Source organism: Streptomyces tricolor (assembly GCF_002155905.1).
Lineage (GTDB): Bacteria > Actinomycetota > Actinomycetes > Streptomycetales > Streptomycetaceae > Streptomyces > Streptomyces tricolor.
Genome location: NZ_MUMF01000196.1, coordinates 1 through 17065, shown reverse-complemented (window position 1 = coordinate 17065; position 17065 = coordinate 1). Strand labels below are relative to the sequence as shown.

19 protein-coding genes are annotated in these 17065 nt (G+C 72.9%); 6 read left to right on the top strand and 13 right to left on the bottom strand.

All coding sequences use genetic code 11. From position 1 onward, the window contains the following. Nucleotides 1-489 (bottom strand): MFS transporter (locus tag CCN44_RS15150; RefSeq protein WP_143649765.1); only part of this gene is annotated, 489 nt, incomplete at its 3' end. A gap of 260 nt (nucleotides 490-749) precedes the next feature. On the opposite strand from CCN44_RS15150, the gene CCN44_RS15140 reads away from it, so the two are divergent. Next, a complete protein-coding gene (locus CCN44_RS15140; protein ID WP_059248511.1) occupies nucleotides 750-1973 on the top strand; it encodes a glycosyltransferase family 39 protein in 1224 nt (407 codons plus the stop codon). A 237-nt stretch (nucleotides 1974-2210) separates the two neighbouring features. Next, on the top strand, nucleotides 2211-3260 hold the full coding sequence (locus CCN44_RS15135) for a phosphatase PAP2 family protein (protein WP_059248512.1): 1050 nt from the start codon (nucleotides 2211-2213) through the stop codon (nucleotides 3258-3260). Between the two features lie 115 nt (nucleotides 3261-3375). Here the strand turns inward: CCN44_RS15135 and CCN44_RS15130 are convergent, their stop codons facing one another. Next, a complete protein-coding gene (locus CCN44_RS15130) occupies nucleotides 3376-3591 on the bottom strand; it encodes an I78 family peptidase inhibitor (protein ID WP_059248513.1) in 216 nt (71 codons plus the stop codon). A 383-nt stretch (nucleotides 3592-3974) separates the two neighbouring features. Continuing rightward, complete coding sequence (locus tag CCN44_RS15125; RefSeq protein WP_059248514.1) at nucleotides 3975-4685, bottom strand: LysM peptidoglycan-binding domain-containing protein; 711 nt, start codon at nucleotides 4683-4685, stop codon at nucleotides 3975-3977. Nucleotides 4686-5228: 543 nt separating this feature from the next. Here CCN44_RS15125 and CCN44_RS15120 point away from each other — a divergent pair. Both CCN44_RS15120 and CCN44_RS15115 read left to right on the top strand, forming a co-directional pair. Continuing rightward, complete coding sequence (locus CCN44_RS15120) at nucleotides 5229-6020, top strand: hypothetical protein (protein WP_059248515.1); 792 nt, start codon at nucleotides 5229-5231, stop codon at nucleotides 6018-6020. A 134-nt stretch (nucleotides 6021-6154) separates the two neighbouring features. Then, entirely contained in the window at nucleotides 6155-6556 is a 402-nt protein-coding gene (locus tag CCN44_RS15115; RefSeq protein WP_059248516.1) for a hypothetical protein, read from the top strand. A 63-nt stretch (nucleotides 6557-6619) separates the two neighbouring features. Here the strand turns inward: CCN44_RS15115 and der are convergent, their stop codons facing one another. The 5 genes from der to aroH form a co-directional block, all read right to left on the bottom strand. Then, entirely contained in the window at nucleotides 6620-8101 is a 1482-nt protein-coding gene (der, locus tag CCN44_RS15110; protein ID WP_059248517.1) for a ribosome biogenesis GTPase Der, read from the bottom strand. A 78-nt stretch (nucleotides 8102-8179) separates the two neighbouring features. Next, on the bottom strand, nucleotides 8180-8815 hold the full coding sequence (locus CCN44_RS15105; protein WP_167403982.1) for a lysophospholipid acyltransferase family protein: 636 nt from the start codon (nucleotides 8813-8815) through the stop codon (nucleotides 8180-8182). Nucleotides 8816-8877: 62 nt separating this feature from the next. Further along, nucleotides 8878-9573 carry a (d)CMP kinase gene (cmk, locus tag CCN44_RS15100; RefSeq protein ID WP_086697926.1) on the bottom strand — a complete coding sequence of 232 codons (696 nt, stop codon included), beginning with the start codon at nucleotides 9571-9573 and terminating at the stop codon, nucleotides 8878-8880. A gap of 99 nt (nucleotides 9574-9672) precedes the next feature. Next, the gene (locus CCN44_RS15095) at nucleotides 9673-10758 is read right to left on the bottom strand and encodes a prephenate dehydrogenase (RefSeq protein WP_086697925.1); all 1086 of its coding nucleotides are present in this window, start codon (nucleotides 10756-10758) and stop codon (nucleotides 9673-9675) included. Then, complete coding sequence (gene aroH / locus CCN44_RS15090) at nucleotides 10755-11117, bottom strand: chorismate mutase (protein ID WP_059248520.1); 363 nt, start codon at nucleotides 11115-11117, stop codon at nucleotides 10755-10757. The genes CCN44_RS15095 and aroH overlap by 4 nt, the downstream gene beginning before the upstream one ends. Nucleotides 11118-11265: 148 nt before the next feature. Between aroH and CCN44_RS15085 the strand changes: the two genes are divergently transcribed. Next, nucleotides 11266-11703: a Rieske (2Fe-2S) protein gene (locus tag CCN44_RS15085; RefSeq protein ID WP_059248521.1), complete on the top strand. Its 438-nt coding sequence runs from the start codon at nucleotides 11266-11268 to the stop codon at nucleotides 11701-11703. A gap of 22 nt (nucleotides 11704-11725) precedes the next feature. Continuing rightward, nucleotides 11726-12469, top strand: a complete 744-nt coding sequence (locus CCN44_RS15080) for a nucleotidyltransferase domain-containing protein (protein ID WP_059248522.1) — start codon at nucleotides 11726-11728, stop codon at nucleotides 12467-12469. Here the strand turns inward: CCN44_RS15080 and CCN44_RS15075 are convergent. The 5 genes from CCN44_RS15075 to CCN44_RS15055 all read right to left on the bottom strand — a co-directional run bounded on the left by CCN44_RS15075 (nucleotide 12395) and on the right by CCN44_RS15055 (nucleotide 16964). Continuing rightward, entirely contained in the window at nucleotides 12395-13144 is a 750-nt protein-coding gene (locus tag CCN44_RS15075; protein WP_086697924.1) for a nucleotidyltransferase domain-containing protein, read from the bottom strand. The genes CCN44_RS15080 and CCN44_RS15075 overlap by 75 nt on opposite strands. A 4-nt stretch (nucleotides 13145-13148) precedes the next feature. Continuing rightward, complete coding sequence (locus CCN44_RS15070) at nucleotides 13149-14156, bottom strand: ADP-ribosylglycohydrolase family protein (RefSeq protein ID WP_086697923.1); 1008 nt, start codon at nucleotides 14154-14156, stop codon at nucleotides 13149-13151. A gap of 66 nt (nucleotides 14157-14222) precedes the next feature. Beyond that, a complete protein-coding gene (locus CCN44_RS15065; RefSeq protein ID WP_086697922.1) occupies nucleotides 14223-15284 on the bottom strand; it encodes a pseudouridine synthase in 1062 nt (353 codons plus the stop codon). A gap of 13 nt (nucleotides 15285-15297) precedes the next feature. After that, entirely contained in the window at nucleotides 15298-15948 is a 651-nt protein-coding gene (gene scpB, locus CCN44_RS15060; RefSeq protein ID WP_086697921.1) for an SMC-Scp complex subunit ScpB, read from the bottom strand. Further along, entirely contained in the window at nucleotides 15945-16964 is a 1020-nt protein-coding gene (locus CCN44_RS15055) for a segregation and condensation protein A (RefSeq protein WP_237481363.1), read from the bottom strand. The genes scpB and CCN44_RS15055 overlap by 4 nt, the downstream gene beginning before the upstream one ends. Nucleotides 16965-17065 lie beyond the last annotated feature (101 nt).

The window sequence follows — 17065 nt, the reverse complement described above, 5'->3', positions numbered from 1 at the left end:
GTCTTCCCCGACCGGCGCGAGCGCGCCCTCGCGATCGGCGTCTGGAGCGCGCTCGCGCCGGTCGGGGAAGACCTGGCGGAGGATCGACAGGGTCGCGGGCATGATCATCGCGCCGCCGACGCCGAGCAGCGCGCGGGCCAGGATGAGCGTCTCGGCGCTCTGGGCGAACGCGGCCACCGCGGAGGCGACGCCGAAGAGGCCGTAGCCGAGCAGCAGGACGCGTCTGCGGCCGACCCGGTCGCCGAGGGTGCCGAAGAGGATCAGCAGCGAGGCGCAGACCAGCGGATAGACGTCGACGATCCAGAGCAGCTGCACGGCGCCGGGCTTGAGGTCCTCGGTGACGGCGGGGACCGCCACGTGCAGCACGGTCGCGTCGACGGCGACGAGCAGCAGACTGACGCAGAGCACGACGAGGACGACCCAGCGGTTGGCACCGGCCCCGGGCGTCCGACGGCGCGGCCGTACGGCAGCCGTGGTCGTCCCGGACATGTACGTACCTCCCAGATGATCCCTCGCGTGGGGCGGACCGACGGGGTGGGGACTCCCTGTCGTACGGCCGGAGAGGAGCGGTGTCTCCGGCCCGCGCGAACCCACGCGGGTGACTCGTCAGCGTACGCGAGTTCCCCGCGGGGGCACGTGGCGGACCTCTCACCCGTGCGAGGGAACGCGTGTGGCGTACGCCACGTCCTCTCCTCTTGACCCCGACCCGGCGACCGGCCCGGTGGTGGGCGCGGTCGATAATCGAGCCTGTGACCGATCTTGAAACGCGCGTGGCCCCGCCCCACGCCCCTCTGCTGCGCCGGGCGGCCCCGGCCCTCCTGGGCTACGCGGCGGTCCGCGCCCTGGGGCTGGTCGTGCTGGCGGTGTGGAGCGCCGCGCGCGACAAGAGCGCGTACACGTTGCTGACCGCGCGCTGGGACTCGCTCTGGTACACGCGGGTCGCCGAGCTGGGCTACGGCTACGAGGTGCGGCTGCCGAACGGGGACGTCCATTCCAACCTCGCGTTCTTCCCGCTGCTGCCGTGGCTGGAGCGGCTGCTGCACGCGGTCACCCCGCTGTCGTACGCGGACGCCGGGTTCCTGGTGAGCCTGCTGGCCTCGCTCGCCGCCGCGGCCGGGATCTTCGCGGTCGCGGACCGGGTGTACGGCCCCCGGGCCGGGGTCTGCGCCGTGCTGCTGTGGGCGGTGCTGCCGGTCGGGATCGTGCAGTCGATGGCGTACAGCGAGTCGCTGTTCACGGCACTGGCGGCCTGGTCGCTGTACGCGGTGCTGACCGGGCGGTGGGTGAGCGCGGGCGCGCTGGCGGCGCTGGCGGGGCTGACCCGGCCGGTGGGGATGGCGGTGGTCGCGGCGGTGTGGACCGCGGGCGTGATCTCGTTCGGGCGAGAGCGCGGCACGCAGCGCGCGCCGGGCGCGCACCCCGACGAAGACGCCCCCGCGCCTGCCCTCGGCGCGCCCGCCGCTCCCTACGCCCCCGCCTGGCGCCGCGCGCTCGGCATGCTGCTCGCCCCGCTCGGCACCGCCGGGTACGTCCTCTGGGTCGGCCACCGCACCGGCGGGGGCCCGCTCGGCTATCTGGACGTCCAGGCCGGATGGCGCAACGGATTCGACGGCGGTTACGCCTTCGCCCGCTTCGTGGCCGACAAGTTCACGTCATTTCCGTCCGCTCTCGCCGGCCTGGGTCTGATCCTCGGCGTGGCCCTGCTGATCTGGCTGTACGTCACCGGCGTCCGCGGGCGCCAGCCGGTCGCCCTCCTGGTGTACACGGGCGTGGTGCTCGCCCTCGCCCTGTGCGCGTCGAGCTACTTCGGCTCCAAGCCGCGGCTGCTGATGCCCGCCTTCCCGGTGCTGCTGCCGCTCGCCGGCGCCCTGGCCCGGGCGCGTACCACCCGATCGGCCCTGGTCGTCGCCGGGTTGGCGGTCGCGGCGGCGGTCTACGGGGCGTTCTGGCTGAACGGCTCCGGCCCCCCATGATCGACTCGGCCGTCCGATGACGCCCCGGAGAATTCCGCACCAGGACCGGGTTAACACATTCATAAGCGCCATATAAACAACACCCGGCATGATCAAAGGAATTGGCCCGATCGGTTGCATCCGATTGCGGAATCCCGGGAATTAGGGGCGCCCTTGAGAGGTTTCCCACATCACATCGTCATCACAAAGCCCCTGTTTCGACCGGGAACACCGCTCACTCGCTGTAACGTCGATTGGGTGCGTACCGAACGAAACCTCACCCGGCGTCTGGACCGGGTGTTCGCCAGACTGGACCGGGAGCCGGAACGACCGGCCCACATCGATGTGCCGAGGATGAGCCGGCACCGGGTCGTTCTGTTCTCCGCGACCCTGGCTTTCTACCTCGCGATCGTGTGGGCCGTGGTGACCACCTCCTGGCTGGTCCGGCTGGACTGGCAGGTCATGTTCTTCCGGCCGTACCAGCAGTGGCCCGAGATCCACGCCTTCCTCGACTACTACGTGGTGCTGGGCCAGCGCGGCCCCACCGCCGTGATGGTCGCGGCCTGGCTCGGCTGGCGCTCCTGGCGGCAGCACACCGTCCGTCCGCTGCTGACCCTGGCCACCTCGCTGCTGCTGCTGAACGTCACGGTCGGCGCGGCGAAGATCGGCATGGGGCGGCTCGGTCCGCACTACGCGACCGTCATCGGCTCCAACGAGATGGGCCTGGGCGGCGATATATTTCCCAGCGGCCACACCGCCAACGCGGTGGTGACCTGGGGCATCCTGGCGTACCTGGCCTCCACTCCGAGAGCGCGCCGCTGGCTGTCGGCCCTCTCCGCGGTCACCTCGCTCGGCGTCGGCCTCACCACCGTCTACCTCGGTACGCACTGGCTGAGCGACGTGCTGCTGGGCTGGGCCGCGGGCCTGCTGATCCTGCTCGCCCTCCCCTGGTTCGAGCCGCTGATCGCCAAGGCGGAGCTGTGGCTCTTCGAGCTGCGCGACCGCTGGCGCGCGCGCCGCGGCCGGACCGCGCCCGAGCCGGCCGTCCCGGTCACGCCGGTGGTGCTCACGGCGCGCGGCGCGGCGGCCGAGCCCGAGCCGCCGGCGCCGGCCCGCGAGCCGGTCTCCCCGACCCGGGCCTCCCGGGGCCTGGCGCATCTGGCCCCCGGACCGCACACGGCCCGTTCGGAGCGCACCCCGGTCACCCCGGCGGGCAGCCGCCGCCCGCCGCACGCCGACCGGCTCCCGCACACCGACCGGCTGCCGCGCGGCACGTCCCAGCCGGCCCGCCCCCTGACCGGCGGCTGACGGCGGGAAAGGCGGCGGGGTCCGGTACGCACCACCACCCCCGCGCCGGGCGAAGGCCCCGCTCCCGGAACAGGAGCGGGGCCTTCGTCGTATCCGCGTCCGGGCCGCGGGGCGGTCAGCCCTTCCAGGCGCGGGCCACCCGGCCGTCCCGCACCTCGAAGTTCAGCCGTCCGACCCGGTACTCCATGGTGATGATCGCGCCCGGCGGCAGCGACCGTACCGTCGACCAGCCGCGCTGCCGCGCGAGCCGCTCGGCGCTGTCGGCGTCGAGGCCGACGTAGCCGTCCGGACTGTCCTGGGGCTCCGCTGGCGGAGTGGGAATCGGTGCCATGCGGCCACGCTAGTCGGGCACGGCCGGGTAAGAGAAGCATCCGTCCCCGGTCACACTTCTGTCACAGCTTGCGGACCCGCGTTTTGCTCGAACTCCGTCACACGTACGGGGGTTTCCGTACCGCTTACCGGGGTAATCGAACAGAATTCACGCATGCCGCGGGGCGGCTTCGAATTCCGTCGCGGAATGCACCGCGGCGGCCATCGGTCCGGGTCCGGGACGCGATTCCCCGCGCAATCCGCCGGACCGCCGCGGCAGCTGACGCCACATAGGAATTTCACGGATTCAGCACACAACCACCCGGAAGGCCGGTCCGCCGGGACAGACGGCGACAGCCGCCGCCCCCAGCGGGGCGGCGGCTGTCGCCAGGTCGTGTCCGGGGCTCAGAGCGCGAGGCGCTGGCCGGGCACGATCAGATCGGGGTCGTCGCCGATGACGGCCTTGTTGGCGGCGTAGATCCGCTGCCAGCTGGTCCCGTGCCGGGCGGCGATGGTGCTCAGGGTGTCGCCCTCGCGGACGGTGTAGTCACCGCGGGAGGCACTCCGGCCGGGGCCGGCCGCCGGGCGTTCCGGCGCCTTCGCCGGGGCGGACTTCGCGGGGGCGGACTTCGCCGGGGCGGACCTCGTCGTCGCGCCGCCGCCCGAGGCCGCCGTACCGGAGGAACCGGGCTGGGCGGCGGCCGGCGCGGCGCCGGAGGCCCCGGCCCGGGCCGAGCAGACCGGCCAGGCGCCCCAGCCCTGGGCGCGCTGGACCTTGGTGGCGACGGCGATCTGCGCGCTCCTGGAGGCCTGGTCGGCCGTCGGGGCGTAGGCGGTGCCGCCGTACGCGCGCCAGGTCGAGGCGGAGAACTGGAGTCCGCCGTAGTAGCCGTTGCCGGTGTTGATGTGCCAGTTGCCGCCGCTCTCGCACTGGGCGATGCGGTCCCACACTCCGTTGTCCGCCGCGGCGGCGTCGCCGGTCGCGGCCAGCAGTCCCAGCGGGGCCAGCAGGGCGGCTCCGGCGAGCGCGGCGGCCGTACGGCCCCTGCGGGCTCCGTCGGGACGGCCGCTGTCGGGACGGGCGGTGTTGCGGGTGGTATCGGCACACTCGGACATGTAGTTCCCTCTCCACGAACCCGGGCTCCCCCAAGGCGGGGCGCGTCTCACCGCGAAGGCCCGCGGTTCCTCGCGCCCGCCCCGTCCGCCGTGACCGGTGTCGGCGATGCAGCTCTGCCTGTGCCGGCCGGCGGACGTACCCGAGCGGTGCTCGTTGCACACGGCGGAGGAATGTAGGGAGGACGAGCGGCCCGAATCAACCAACTGGCCGTCTCTCCAGGCCAGTTGCCCGTTACCGCGGGTATCGGCGATTTTCGGCCACCCACTACATGCGCCGATTTCGTGATTTATTGACCGGTGCCCGGCTAAACCTGTGACCCACCTCACCCGTTCAAGTTCCTTGAGTGCGCGCTCAGTTGACGGTGCGTGTCCCGCTCCGCACCCAGCGTGACCCTGTGCGGCGGAAGGTGCGAACCGGTCGGCCTCGGGGCGTGACTCCCACCACAGGACGTCCGTTGTCTTCTTCATGAGCCCGGAACCCCGGGGCTCATCGGCCGGGAGCCACCCGGCCGACCCCAGCACCGCATCCCGAGGGAGCCACCCGTGCCGCGCATGCTCGACGTCAGCGACGCCGTACGCGCCGAGATCGGCGACGAAGAAGCCGACCGGCTGCTCGCCGGAGAGAACGCCCCGGGCAGTTACGACTGCACGTCCTGCCGCACCCCGGGCGACTCCGAGCAGGAGCGCACCAGCACCGTTCTGTTCGTCGGCGACGAGACCGCCGTCCTCGCCTTCGCCCACGCCAGCTGTCTGCCCTCGCAGGTCGTCCAGGTGACGGAGGAGCAGTTGCAGGGCGCGGTCCGGTCCATCGGCGCCACCGGCGGCGGCATGGCCGGCGGCGAACCCCAGAAGGCTGTGCCCGAGCAGGCGGTGCTCGGCGTGACCAGCGGACTCGTCCTGCTCGACGGCGAGTTGCATCCCGCGCTCGTCGTGGAACCGACCTCGCCGATCGTCCGCCCGGGAACCACCGGCGCCGGCGACGACTTCCTTCCGCTGCTGATCGAGCAGGGCTTCATGCCGCTGACCGAGCTGGCGTCCGTCCCGCCGGTGCTGCACGGCTGGTCCGTCCTGCTGGCCATGGGCCAGCTGCACGCGGTGCTCCAGCCCTCGACGAACGGGGGGCAGCCGGTGGCCTGGTGGCAGGCGCACCAGCCGCTCCAGGTGACGGACAGCTGGCGGGCCGCCGCGAACAAGCACCAGCAGGTGCTGATGTTCGCCGCGCCGGTGGGGTCGATCGGGCGTCAGCCCCGGGAGGACCTGCTGCGGGACGCGTTGGACAAGGCCGCGGCGGGCGGCAAGCTGGTCGCCGCGGCGCTGCCGCTCGCGGGGACCTGAGAGCCGCCCACCGGACGGGGGCCGCGTGCGGTCCGGCGGCTGCGGGCCGGTGGTGGTTTCTCGCGCGGCTCCCCGCGCCCCTCAGGGAGCCGCGGCAACCGCATCCCTTTGAGGTTCCGGTCGTTTGGACATACGTGCACGCATACGACACTCCTCGCCGCCGGTCCTTCTCGTCCGTGCCGTCCGCCCGGGCGGCGCACGAGCCGTCCGGCGGGCCGTCGGCCACGCCGATCTACGACACGCTCTACGCGGAGTGGGTCAAGACCTTCCGCACGCTCCCGGGTGACCGCAGCGGCGAGGAGGAGCTGAGGTTCAGCGCCTTCGGGGACCTCCCGGACGGTACGGGCACCTACGGCGGCCACCGGCCGGGGTCGTTCAGCAGCTCGTACAGCGCCTACAGCGCGGGGGCCTACAGCGCCCGGCAGCAGTCGCAGTGGCAGCGGGTCGGCACGCTCGGACGGCAGCAGGAGGACTCCGGGATGCAGTACGTGCCGGCCACGGCCGCCCTGCCGCCGGGGCCGCGCCGGGGCACCTGACGGGTCCGGACGCGGAGGGCGGCCCCTGGATGACCAGGGGCCGCCCTCCGCGTCGTACCGCCGTTACTTCTTCTTCGCGCCGCGCTTCTCGCGCACCCGCACCGAGATGTGGATCGGGGTGCCCTCGAAGCCGAACTCCTCGCGCAGCCGGCGCTCGATGAAGCGCCGGTAGCCGGCCTCGATGAAGCCGGAGGCGAAGAGCACGAACCGCGGGGGCTTGGTGCCGGCCTGGGTGCCGAACAGGATGCGCGGCTGCTTGCCGCCCCGGACGGGGTGCGGGTGGGCCGAGACCAGCTCGCCGAGGAAGGCGTTCAGACGGCCGGTGGGGACTCGCGTCTCCCAGCCGGCGAGCGCCGTCTCGATGGCGGGGACCAGCTTCTCCATGTGGCGGCCGGTGCGCGCCGAGACGTTGACCCGGGGCGCCCAGGCGACCTGGCCCAGCTCGGTCTCGATCTCCCGCTCCAGGTAGTAGCGGCGCTCCTCGTCCAGCGTGTCCCACTTGTTGAAGGCGATGACCATCGCACGGCCGGCCTCGACCGCCATGGTGATGATCCGCTGGTCCTGCACCGAGATGGACTCGGAGGCGTCGATCAGCACCACGGCGACCTCGGCCTTCTCCACGGCGGCGGCCGTGCGCAGCGAGGCGTAGTAGTCGGCGCCCTGCTGGAGGTGGACCCGCTTGCGGATGCCGGCGGTGTCCACGAACTTCCACGTCTTGCCGCCGAGTTCGATCAGCTCGTCGACCGGGTCGCGGGTGGTGCCCGCCAGCTCGTTGACGACGACGCGCTCCTCGCCGGCCACCTTGTTCAGCAGCGAGGACTTGCCGACGTTCGGGCGGCCGATCAGGGCCACCCGGCGGGGGCCGCCGATCGCGGTGCCGAAGGACTGCTCGGGGGCGTCCGGCAGGACCTCCAGGACGGCGTCGAGCATGTCGCCGGTGCCGCGGCCGTGCAGCGCCGAGACCGGGTGGGGCTCGCCGAGGCCCAGGTTCCACAGGTAGGCCGCGTCGGCCTCGCCGCTCGGGCCGTCGACCTTGTTGGCGCACAGCACGACCGGCTTGCCGGCCTTGCGCAGCAGCCGGACGACCGCCTCGTCGGTGTCGGTCGCGCCGACCTTGGCGTCGACCACGAAGACGACCGCGTCGGCCGCCTCGATCGCGTACTCGGCCTGGGCGGCCACGGAGGCGTCGATGCCGAGGACGTCCTGCTCCCAGCCGCCGGTGTCGACGACCTTGAAGCGGCGGCCGGCCCACTCGGCCTCGTAGGTGACGCGGTCGCGGGTGACGCCGGGCCGGTCCTCCACGACCGCCTCCCGGCGGCCGATCATCCGGTTCACCAGGGTCGACTTGCCGACATTGGGGCGGCCGACGACGGCGAGCACGGGCAGCGGACCGTGGCCCGCCGCCTCGATGGCGCCCTCGACGTCCTCGATGTCGAAGCCCTCTTCCGCGGCGAGCTCCATGAACTCCGCGTACTCGGCGTCGCCGAGAGCCCCGTGCTCGTACTCGTGCTCGGCCGAGCCGTCGGGCTGGATGTGGTCGTTCATGAAGTCCGTACCTCGTCGTTCATTCGTGGTGATCGGTGGACCGGCCCCGCCGGGGCTGATCCACTACTCAAGTGTCGCCTAGCGCCCGGTCAGGCGCCTGGCGTTTTCCAAGTGGCTGGTGAGCTGCTTCCGGATGCGCTCGGTCGCCTCGTCCAGCGCCGCGCGCGTACGCCGTCCGCTGCCGCCCGCCCGTCGCCCACCGCCACCCGTATCGGAGCGTCGCGCCCCTTCGATGGCGTCGAACGGGTCGCCGAAGACGACGTCGACGCGGGAGCGCAGCGGGGGCAGTCCCTTTATCAACCGCCCGGGCCGCTCGGAACTTCCCAGGACGGCCACGGGCACGATCGGCGCGCCGCTGCGCACCGCGAAGTAAGAGAGCCCGGCGCGCAGCGAGGCGAAGTCGCCCTCGCCGCGGGTGCCCTCCGGGAAGATGCCCAGCACTCCCCCGGCCGCCAGCACGCCGAGGGCCTGGGCGATCGCGGTGCGGTCGGCGGCGGCGGCGCGGTCCACCTTCAGCTGGCCGATGCCGGTCAGGAAGGCGTCCAGCGGGCCGACGAAGGCTTCCTTCTTGATCAGGAAGTGCGTGGGCCGGGGCGCCACACCCATCACCATCGGGCCGTCGATGTTGTGGGAGTGGTTCACCGCGAGGATCACCGGACCGCTCGCCGGCAGCCTCCAGGCGCCGAGCACGCGCGGCTTCCACAGGCCGTACATCAGGCCGACGCCGATGCGCCGCCCGACCTCGGCACCCCGCTCCGACGGGAGGGACGGCTGGGTCACTTCCCGGCCCGCTTCTCCTCGACCAGGGTGACGACGCACTCGATGACCTGGGCGAGGGTCAGCTCGGTGGTGTCCACCTCGACCGCGTCGTCGGCCTTGGCGAGGGGCGAGGTCTTGCGGCTGGAGTCGGCCGCGTCCCGCTTGATCAGGGCCTCGCGGGTGGCGTGCACGTCGGCGCCCTTCAGCTCGCCGCTGCGGCGGGCCGCACGGGCCTCCGGGGAGGCGGTGAGGAAGATCTTCAGGTCGGCGTCCGGGAGGACGGTCGTCCCGATGTCGCGGCCCTCGACCACGATGCCGTGCTCCGCCGCGGCGGCCAGCGAGCGCTGCAGCTCGGTGATCCGGGTGCGCACCTCGGGCACCGCGCTGACCGCGCTGACCTTGGAGGTGACCTCCTGGGTGCGGATCGGGCCGGACACGTCGACGCCGTCGACCGTGATGGTCGGCGCGGCCGGGTCGGTGCCGGAGACGATCTCGGGCTTGCCGGCGACGGCGGCGATGGCGGTCGGGTCCTCCAGGTCGATGCCGTTGGTCACCATCCACCAGGTGATCGCCCGGTACTGGGCGCCGGTGTCCAGGTAGCTGAGGCCGAGCTGCGCGGCCACGGCCTTCGACGTGCTCGACTTGCCCGTGCCGGAGGGACCGTCGATCGCGACGATCACGGGCTTGGCGGTCGGGGCGGCGCCGTTTTCCACGGGAGGGCACCTTCCTGGTGAAGGGTGGGGAGCGGGGTCCGGGGCGCGAGGGCGCCCCGGACAAGGTTACTGGCTCGCGGGCAGCGGCCTCACCGGGTGTTACTGGCGCAGCGCCCAGCCCCGCTCGCGCAGCGCCTCCTTCAGGGCCGCCGCCGCCTTCGGCTCGACCATGAGCTGCACCAGACCGGCCTGCTGCCCGGCCGCGTGCTCGATCCGGACGTCCTCGATGTTGACCCCGGCCCGGCCCGCGTCCGCGAAGATCCGGGCCAGCTGCCCGGGCTGGTCGTCGATGAGGACGACGACGGTCTCGTACACGCGCGGGGCGCTGCCGTGCTTGCCGGGTACCCGCACCTGGCCCGCGTTCCCGCGGCGCAGCACGTCCTCGATCCCGGCGGTGCCCTCGCTGCGCTCGGCCTCGTCGGAGGACTGCAGGGCGCGCAGTGCCCGGACGGTCTCGTCCAGGTCGGCGGCGACGGCGGAGAGCAGGTCGGCGACCGGGCCCGGGTTCGCGGACAGGATGTCGATCCACATGCGCGGGTCGGAGGCGGCGATCCGGGTCACGTCCCGGATGCCCTGCCCGCACAGCCGTACGGCGGCCTCCTCGGCGTGTTCCAGGCGCGCGGCGACCATGCTGGACACCAGGTGGGGCATGTGGGAGACGAGGGCCACGGCGCGGTCGTGGGCGTCGGCGTCCATGACGACCGGGACGGCCCGGCAGTGCGAGACCAGCTCCAGGGCGAGGTTCAGCACCTCGGTGTCGGTGTCCCGGGTCGGGGTGAGCACCCAGGGGCGGCCCTCGAAGAGGTCGCCGGTGGCGGCCAGCGGGCCGGACTTCTCCCGGCCGGACATGGGGTGGGTGCCGATGTACGCGGTGAGGTCCAGGCCGAGCGCCTCCAGCTCGCGGCGGGGGCCGCCCTTGACGCTGGCGACGTCCAGGTAGCCGCGGGCCACGCCCCGGCGCATCGCGTCGGCGAGCACCCGGGCCACATGGGCGGGCGGTGCGGCGACGATCGCCAGGTCGACGGGGCCGTCGGGGGCCTTGTCGGTGCCGGCGCCCAGCGCGGCGGCCGTGCGGGCCTGCTCGGGGTCGTGGTCGGCGAGGTGGACGGTGACGCCGCGCTGGGCGAGGGCCAGGGCGGCGGAGGTGCCGATCAGGCCGGTTCCGATGACGAGGGCGGTCCTCACTGGGCGATGTCCTTGCGCAGGGCCGCGGCGGCGCCGAGGTAGACGTGGGCGATGTCGGCGCGGGGGCGGTCCGACTCGATGTGCGCGAGGATCCGCACGACCCGGGGCATGGCGCCCTCGATGTCCAGCTCCTGGGCGCAGATGAGGGGGACGTCCACGATGCCGAGCTTGCGGGCGGCGGCGGCCGGGAAGTCGCTGTGCAGGTCGGGGGTGGCCGTGAACCAGATGCTGATCAGGTCGTCGGCGGTCAGTCCGTTCCGCTCCAGGACGGCGGTGAGCAGGGCTCCGACCCGCTCCTCCATGTGTCCGGCCTCGTCCCGCTCCAGTTGGACGGCCCCCCGGACCGCTCGTACCGCCACGGCGCTGCTCCTCGCTGACGTGCGTGTTCCGTTCTTGGTCCGTCCAGCGTAGTCAGCCCGCGCGGTACGGGCGTGCGCCGCCCGCTCGCTGAGACGATGCGGAAGTTCCGGTATTTACCGATATCCCCTATCTGTACGGAGGCGTGAGATGACCCAGCCCGCTACCCGGCGCACCGTTCTCGCCACGGGCGCCGGTGCGCTCGCCCTGGGCTGTGTGGGGTGCGGCGGCAAGGACGACGGCGCCGCCACGCCGGCGGCGTCGTCGGTGTCCCCCGCCGCCGAGGAGGCGTCCCCGGCGGGGAAGGCGCTGGCGAGGACCAGCGACATCCCGGAGGGCGGCGGCAAGGTGTTCAAGGAGGAGCAGGTGGTGGTCACCCAGCCGAAGAAGGGTGACTACAAGGCCTTCTCGGCGATCTGCACCCACCAGGGCTGCACGGTCGGCGAGGTGGCGGACGGCACCATCGACTGCTCCTGCCACGGCAGCCGGTTCCGGATCTCCGACGGTTCGGTGGCCAGCGGCCCGGCGACCCGGCCGCTGGACGAGCGGACGATCACGGTGGACGGAAACTCGATCCGCCTCGACTGAGGGGGCCGCGTACGCTCCTCGGATGCAGCCGCAGGACCTGGTACGCGACCACACGATCTACGCCTGTGTCATGGGCTCCCGCGCCTTCGGTCTGGCGACGGACACCAGCGACACCGACCGGCGCGGGGTGTTCCTCGCCCCGACTTCGCTGTTCTGGCGGTTCGAGAAGCCGCCGGCCCATGTGGAGGGGCCCGGCGCGGAGCAGTTCTCCTGGGAGCTGGAACGATTCTGCGAGCTGGCGCTGCGCGGCAACCCGAACATCCTGGAGTGCCTGCACTCCCCGCTCGTGGAACACCTGGACGACACCGGCCGGGAGCTGCTCTCGCTGCGCGGCGCCTTCCTCTCCCGGCGCGCCTACGACACCTTCACCGGCTACGCCCTCGGCCAGCGCAGGAAACTCGACGCCGACCTCCGCACCACGGGCGCCCCGCGCTGGAAGCACGCGATGCATCTGCTGCGCCTGCTGATGAGCGCCCGGGACCTGCTGCGCACCGGCGAGCTGCGGATCGACGTCGGCGAGCAGCGCGAGCCCCTGCTGGCGGTCAAGCGCGGCGAGGTGCCGTGGGCGCGGGTCGAGGCGTGGATGGTCCGGCTGGCGGCCGAGGCCGAGCAGGCCCTGCGGGGCAGCCCGCTGCCGCCGGAGCCGGACCACGCGCGCGTGGCCGGGTTCCTGTACCGGGTGCGCCGGGCCTCAGCCCGCCAGGCGGAGCCGGACGACCAGGTCGTGCAGGGCGTCGTGGGCGCCGGCCGCGTCGGGCAGGACTGAAGCCGCCTGCGCCTCGTCGAGCACGGCCTGAAGCCGCTCGACGTCGGCCTCCACGCGCGCCTGGTCGACGTCGGCCCTGCCGTGCTCCCGCTCCCGCTTGGCGGCTATCAGCTCGGGCAGGTAGCCGGGGGCGCCGACCTCGTCCAGGAGCGTGGGCAGGTGGGCCTGGACCTCGCCGCTGCGCATCAGGTGGATGCCGGTGAGCAGCACCCGGAAGGTGTAGAGCAGCGGCTTGAGTTCGCCGGTCTTCTCGAACAGCCGCCACTGGGTCACCGCGAAGCCGCGGTAGTGGTGGGCGTGGTGGCTGGTGAGGACCCCGGGGGCGAGGGCTGCCAGCTCCCGGTGGGCGTCGGAGGTGTGCACCACCAGGGGCGAGAGCAGCTGCTCCAGCACATAGCCGTTGCGGCGGAGCATCAGCCGGGCGAACTTGCGCAGGTCGTGCGTGACGAGGTCCAGTTCGACGCCGTACCGGACCCAGGCCCGCGAGCGGGTCTCCTCCGGCTCGCGCAGTCCGACGAGATCGGCGGCGGGCAGCAGATGGACGCCCCGCAGGTCCACGTCGGAGTCCTGCGAGGGGAAGCCGTACAGGTGGGCTCCGGAGACGGTGGCGAACAGCAGCGGGTCGGGCTGTTCCGCGACCACCGGGGCCAGGTCGAGGTCGAGGTCGTCGATCATGGGCCTAAGCGTCCCAGAGCGTTCCCAGGGCCAACAGGTCGCCTCGGTACTCGATCCGCTCGGCCCAGTCGGCGGGCCAGGCGTCCGCGCCCAGCCAGGCGCCCGCGAAGGCGCCGGTGAGGCAGGCGATGGAGTCGGAGTCGCCGGCGGTGCAGGCGGCCCGGCGCAGGGCGGTCAGGGGCTCGTCGGGGAAGAGCAGGAAGCACAGCAGCCCGGTGGCGAGGGCCTCCTCGGCGATCCAGCCCTCGCCGGTGGCCAGGCAGGGGTCGGTCTCCGGGGAGACGGTCCGCACGGCCTCCTGGAGCCGGCCGAGGATCTCCAGGCACTCGTCCCAGCCGCGCGCGATGAAGTGCTCGGGGCCGGGGTCCTGGGAGCGGGTCCACAGGTCGCCGAGCCAGGCGTGGTCGTAGCGGGTGCGGTGCTCCAGGGCGTAGGAGCGCAGGCGGCCGATCAGTCCGGCCGGGTCGGTGCCCCGGGCCAGCAGGTGGACGGCGTGGGCGGTGAGGTCGGCGGCGGCCAGCGCGGTGGGGTGGCCGTGGGTGAGCGCGGCCTGCAACTGGGCGACGCCTGCGCGCTGTTCGTCGCTCAGGCCCGGGGCGAGGCCGACGGGGGCGACCCGCATGTTGGCGCCGCATCCCTTGGAGCCGAGCTGGCTGGCGTCCTGCCAGAGGCGGCCCTCGGCCTTGAGCAGCTCGCAGGCCCGCAGGCAGGTGCCACCCGGGGCGCGGTTGTTCTCCGGCGACTGGTACCAGTCCACGAACTCCTCGCGCAGGGGCCGCTCCAGCCGCTTCGGCGCGAGGTGTCCGCGCTCCATGGCCGTGCGCAGGGCCCACCCGACGGCGAGGGTCATCTGCGTGTCGTCGGAGACCAGCGCGCGACGCGGCAACTCCAGTTCGCGCCAGGGCCCGAACATCGTCTCGATCAACGGGACGGTCTTGAACTCGGTCGGATAGCCGAGGGCGTCCCCGAGGGCGAGGCCGAGGAGTGCACCGGTCGCCGGCTGCTTGGACATACGCATCATCCCCCTTTATCGTCACCGTGACAATAAAGGGGGATGGTGATCAACGCAAGGCGCGGCCTAGAGGTCGACTTCCTTCATCAGCATGCCGACCTCGGTGTTCGACAGCCGGCGCAGCCAGCCCGACTTCTGGTCGCCCAGGGTGATCGGGCCGAAGGAGGTGCGCACCAGCTTCTCGACCGGGAAGCCCGCCTCCGCCAGCATGCGGCGCACGATGTGCTTGCGGCCCTCGTGCAGGGTCACCTCGACCAGGTAGTTCTTGCCGGTCTGCTCGACCACCCGGAAGTGGTCCGCGCGCGCGTAGCCGTCCTCCAGCTGGATGCCGTCCTTCAGGCGCTTGCCCAGGTCGCGCGGGATCGGCCCGACGATGGCCGCGAGATAGGTCTTCTTCACGCCGTACTTCGGGTGCGTGAGGCGGTGCGCCAGCTCGCCGTGGTTGGTGAGCAGGATGACGCCCTCGGTCTCGGTGTCCAGCCGGCCGACGTGGAAGAGCCGGGTCTCGCGGTTGGTGACGTAGTCACCGAGGCACTGCCGCCCCTCCGGGTCCTCCATGGTGGACACCACGCCCGCGGGCTTGTTCAGCGAGAAGAACTGGTACGACTGGGTCGCGACCGTCAGACCGTCGACCTTGACCTCGTCCTTCTCCGGGTCCACGCGGCGGCCCTGCTCCAGCACGATCTCGCCGTTCACCTCGACCCGGGCCTGCTCGATCAGCTCCTCGCAGGCCCGCCGGGAGCCGTAGCCCGCGCGCGCGAGCACCTTCTGCAGCCGCTCGCCCTCCTGCTCGGCGCCGGGGAAGGTCTTGGGCAGCTTGATGTCCTTCTTGTCCGCGTACCGCTCCCGGTTGCGCTCCTCGACCCGCGTCTCGTACTCGCGGGAGCGCGCCGGGGTCGTACGACCGCCCTTCTGGGGCCGCTTCGGAGCACCCTTGGCTCCCCCGCGCGCGGAGCCGCCGCGCCCGGACTTGGGGCCGTCCTGGGAAGCTCCGGGGCCCACGTCGTAGCGGCGCTCCTCGGGGCGGGGCTTGCGGGGACGGCCCTGCCCCTGCTTCTGGTCCCTGTTGTTGCCGGCACCGCGGTAATTACCGCGCCCGCCGCTCTTGCCGCTGCCGCTGCTTCGCATCAAGGTTTCCGTCTTAGTCGTCTGCGTCCTGACCGCCGGGCGCGTCGGGCGCGTCCGGGTCGAACGACGGGACCCCCTCCTGGGTCTCGGCCTCGATCGCCTCCGCCTCGGGGAGGAAGGGCGCGAGCTCCGGAAGCTCGTCCAGGCCGCGCAGGCCCATCCGCTCCAGGAAGTAGTTCGTCGTCCTGTACAGGATCGCACCTGTTTCGGGTTCCGCGCCCGCCTCCTCGACCAGACCGCGCTGGAGGAGGGTGCGCATGACCCCGTCGCAGTTCACCCCGCGCACGGCGGACACCCGGCTGCGGCTGACCGGCTGCCGGTACGCGACGACCGCCAGGGTCTCCAGCGCCGCCTGGGTGAGCCGGGCGGTCTGGCCGTCCAGGACCAGCCGCTCGACGGCCGGCGCGTAGGCGGCGCGGGTGTAGAAGCGCCAGCCGCCGGCGACGAACCGCAGCTCGAAGCCGCGGCGCTGCACGGTGTACTCGTCGGCCAGCTCGCGCAGGGCGTCCGCGATCTGCCGCTCGGGCCGCTCCAGGATCTTCGCCAGGTGCCCCTCGGTCGCGGGCTCGTCCACGACCATGAGCATCGCCTCCAGGGCGGGCTTGAGGTCGAGGTCGGCGACGCTCCGCAGCCCGGCCGGGACCTCGGCGGTCTCCTCGCTCATGCCTTCTTCTCCTCCTTGGGCGACTCGGGCGGCCGGTCGAACTCGTCCGTGACCCTCGGCGCCGCGTCCGTGTCCCCGCCGGTCCAGCGCACGGTCAGCTCCCCGAGCGCGGCCTCCTGGTCCAGGGCGACGGCCTTCTCCCGGTACAGCTCCAGCAGGGCGAGGAACCGGGCCACGACCGTCAGGGTGTCGTCGGTGTCCTCGACCAGCACCCGGAAGCTGGCCTCGCCGAGTTCCCTCAGGCGCGCCACCACGACCTGCGCCTGCTCCTGCACGCTGACCAGCGGGGCGTGGATGTGGTCGACGTAGACCTGCGGCTTGGGCTTCGGCTGCATGGCCTTGACCGCGAGCTTCGCGAAGCCCTCGGGGCCGATGCTGATGACGACCTCGGGCAGCAGCTCGGCGTGCCCGGGCTCCAGGCCGACGGTACGGGGGTACCGCCGGGCCTCCTCGTCGAGGCGCTGGTTGAAGATGTCGGCGATCTGCTTGTAGGCGCGGTACTGCAACAGCCGCGCGAACAGCAGGTCCCGGGCCTCCAGCAGTGCCAGGTCGGCCTCGTCCTCCACCTCCGCCGCGGGCAGCAGCCGGGCGGCCTTGAGGTCGAGCAGCGTGGCCGCGACGACCAGGAACTCGGTGGTCTGGTCCAGGTCCCAGTCGGGTCCCATGGCCCGGATGTGCGCCATGAACTCGTCGGTGACCTTCGACAGCGCGACCTCGGTGACGTCCAGCTTGTGCTTGGAGATCAGCTGGAGGAGCAGGTCGAAGGGACCCTCGAAGTTGGCGAGCCGGACCTTGAAGACACCGTCACGACCCTCTTCGGCCCCCGCGCCACCGGCCGCCCCGGCCTCCGCCGCAGCGGCCTCGGTCTCCCCGCCGACGGCCGCGGACTCACGCGCGACGGCCTCGGCCGCACCCGCCCCGGCCCACGACTCATCCACCGCGACCTCGGGCGCACCCGCCCCGGCCTCCGACTTACGCGCCGCGTCCTGCGACTCACCGGCGACAGTCTCAGGCACACCCGCCAGGGCCTCAACGGCACCCGCAGCAACCTCGGGCCCACGCGTCCCGGCCCCAGCCGCACCCGCGACAGCCTCCGACTCACCCGCTCCGGCCTCAG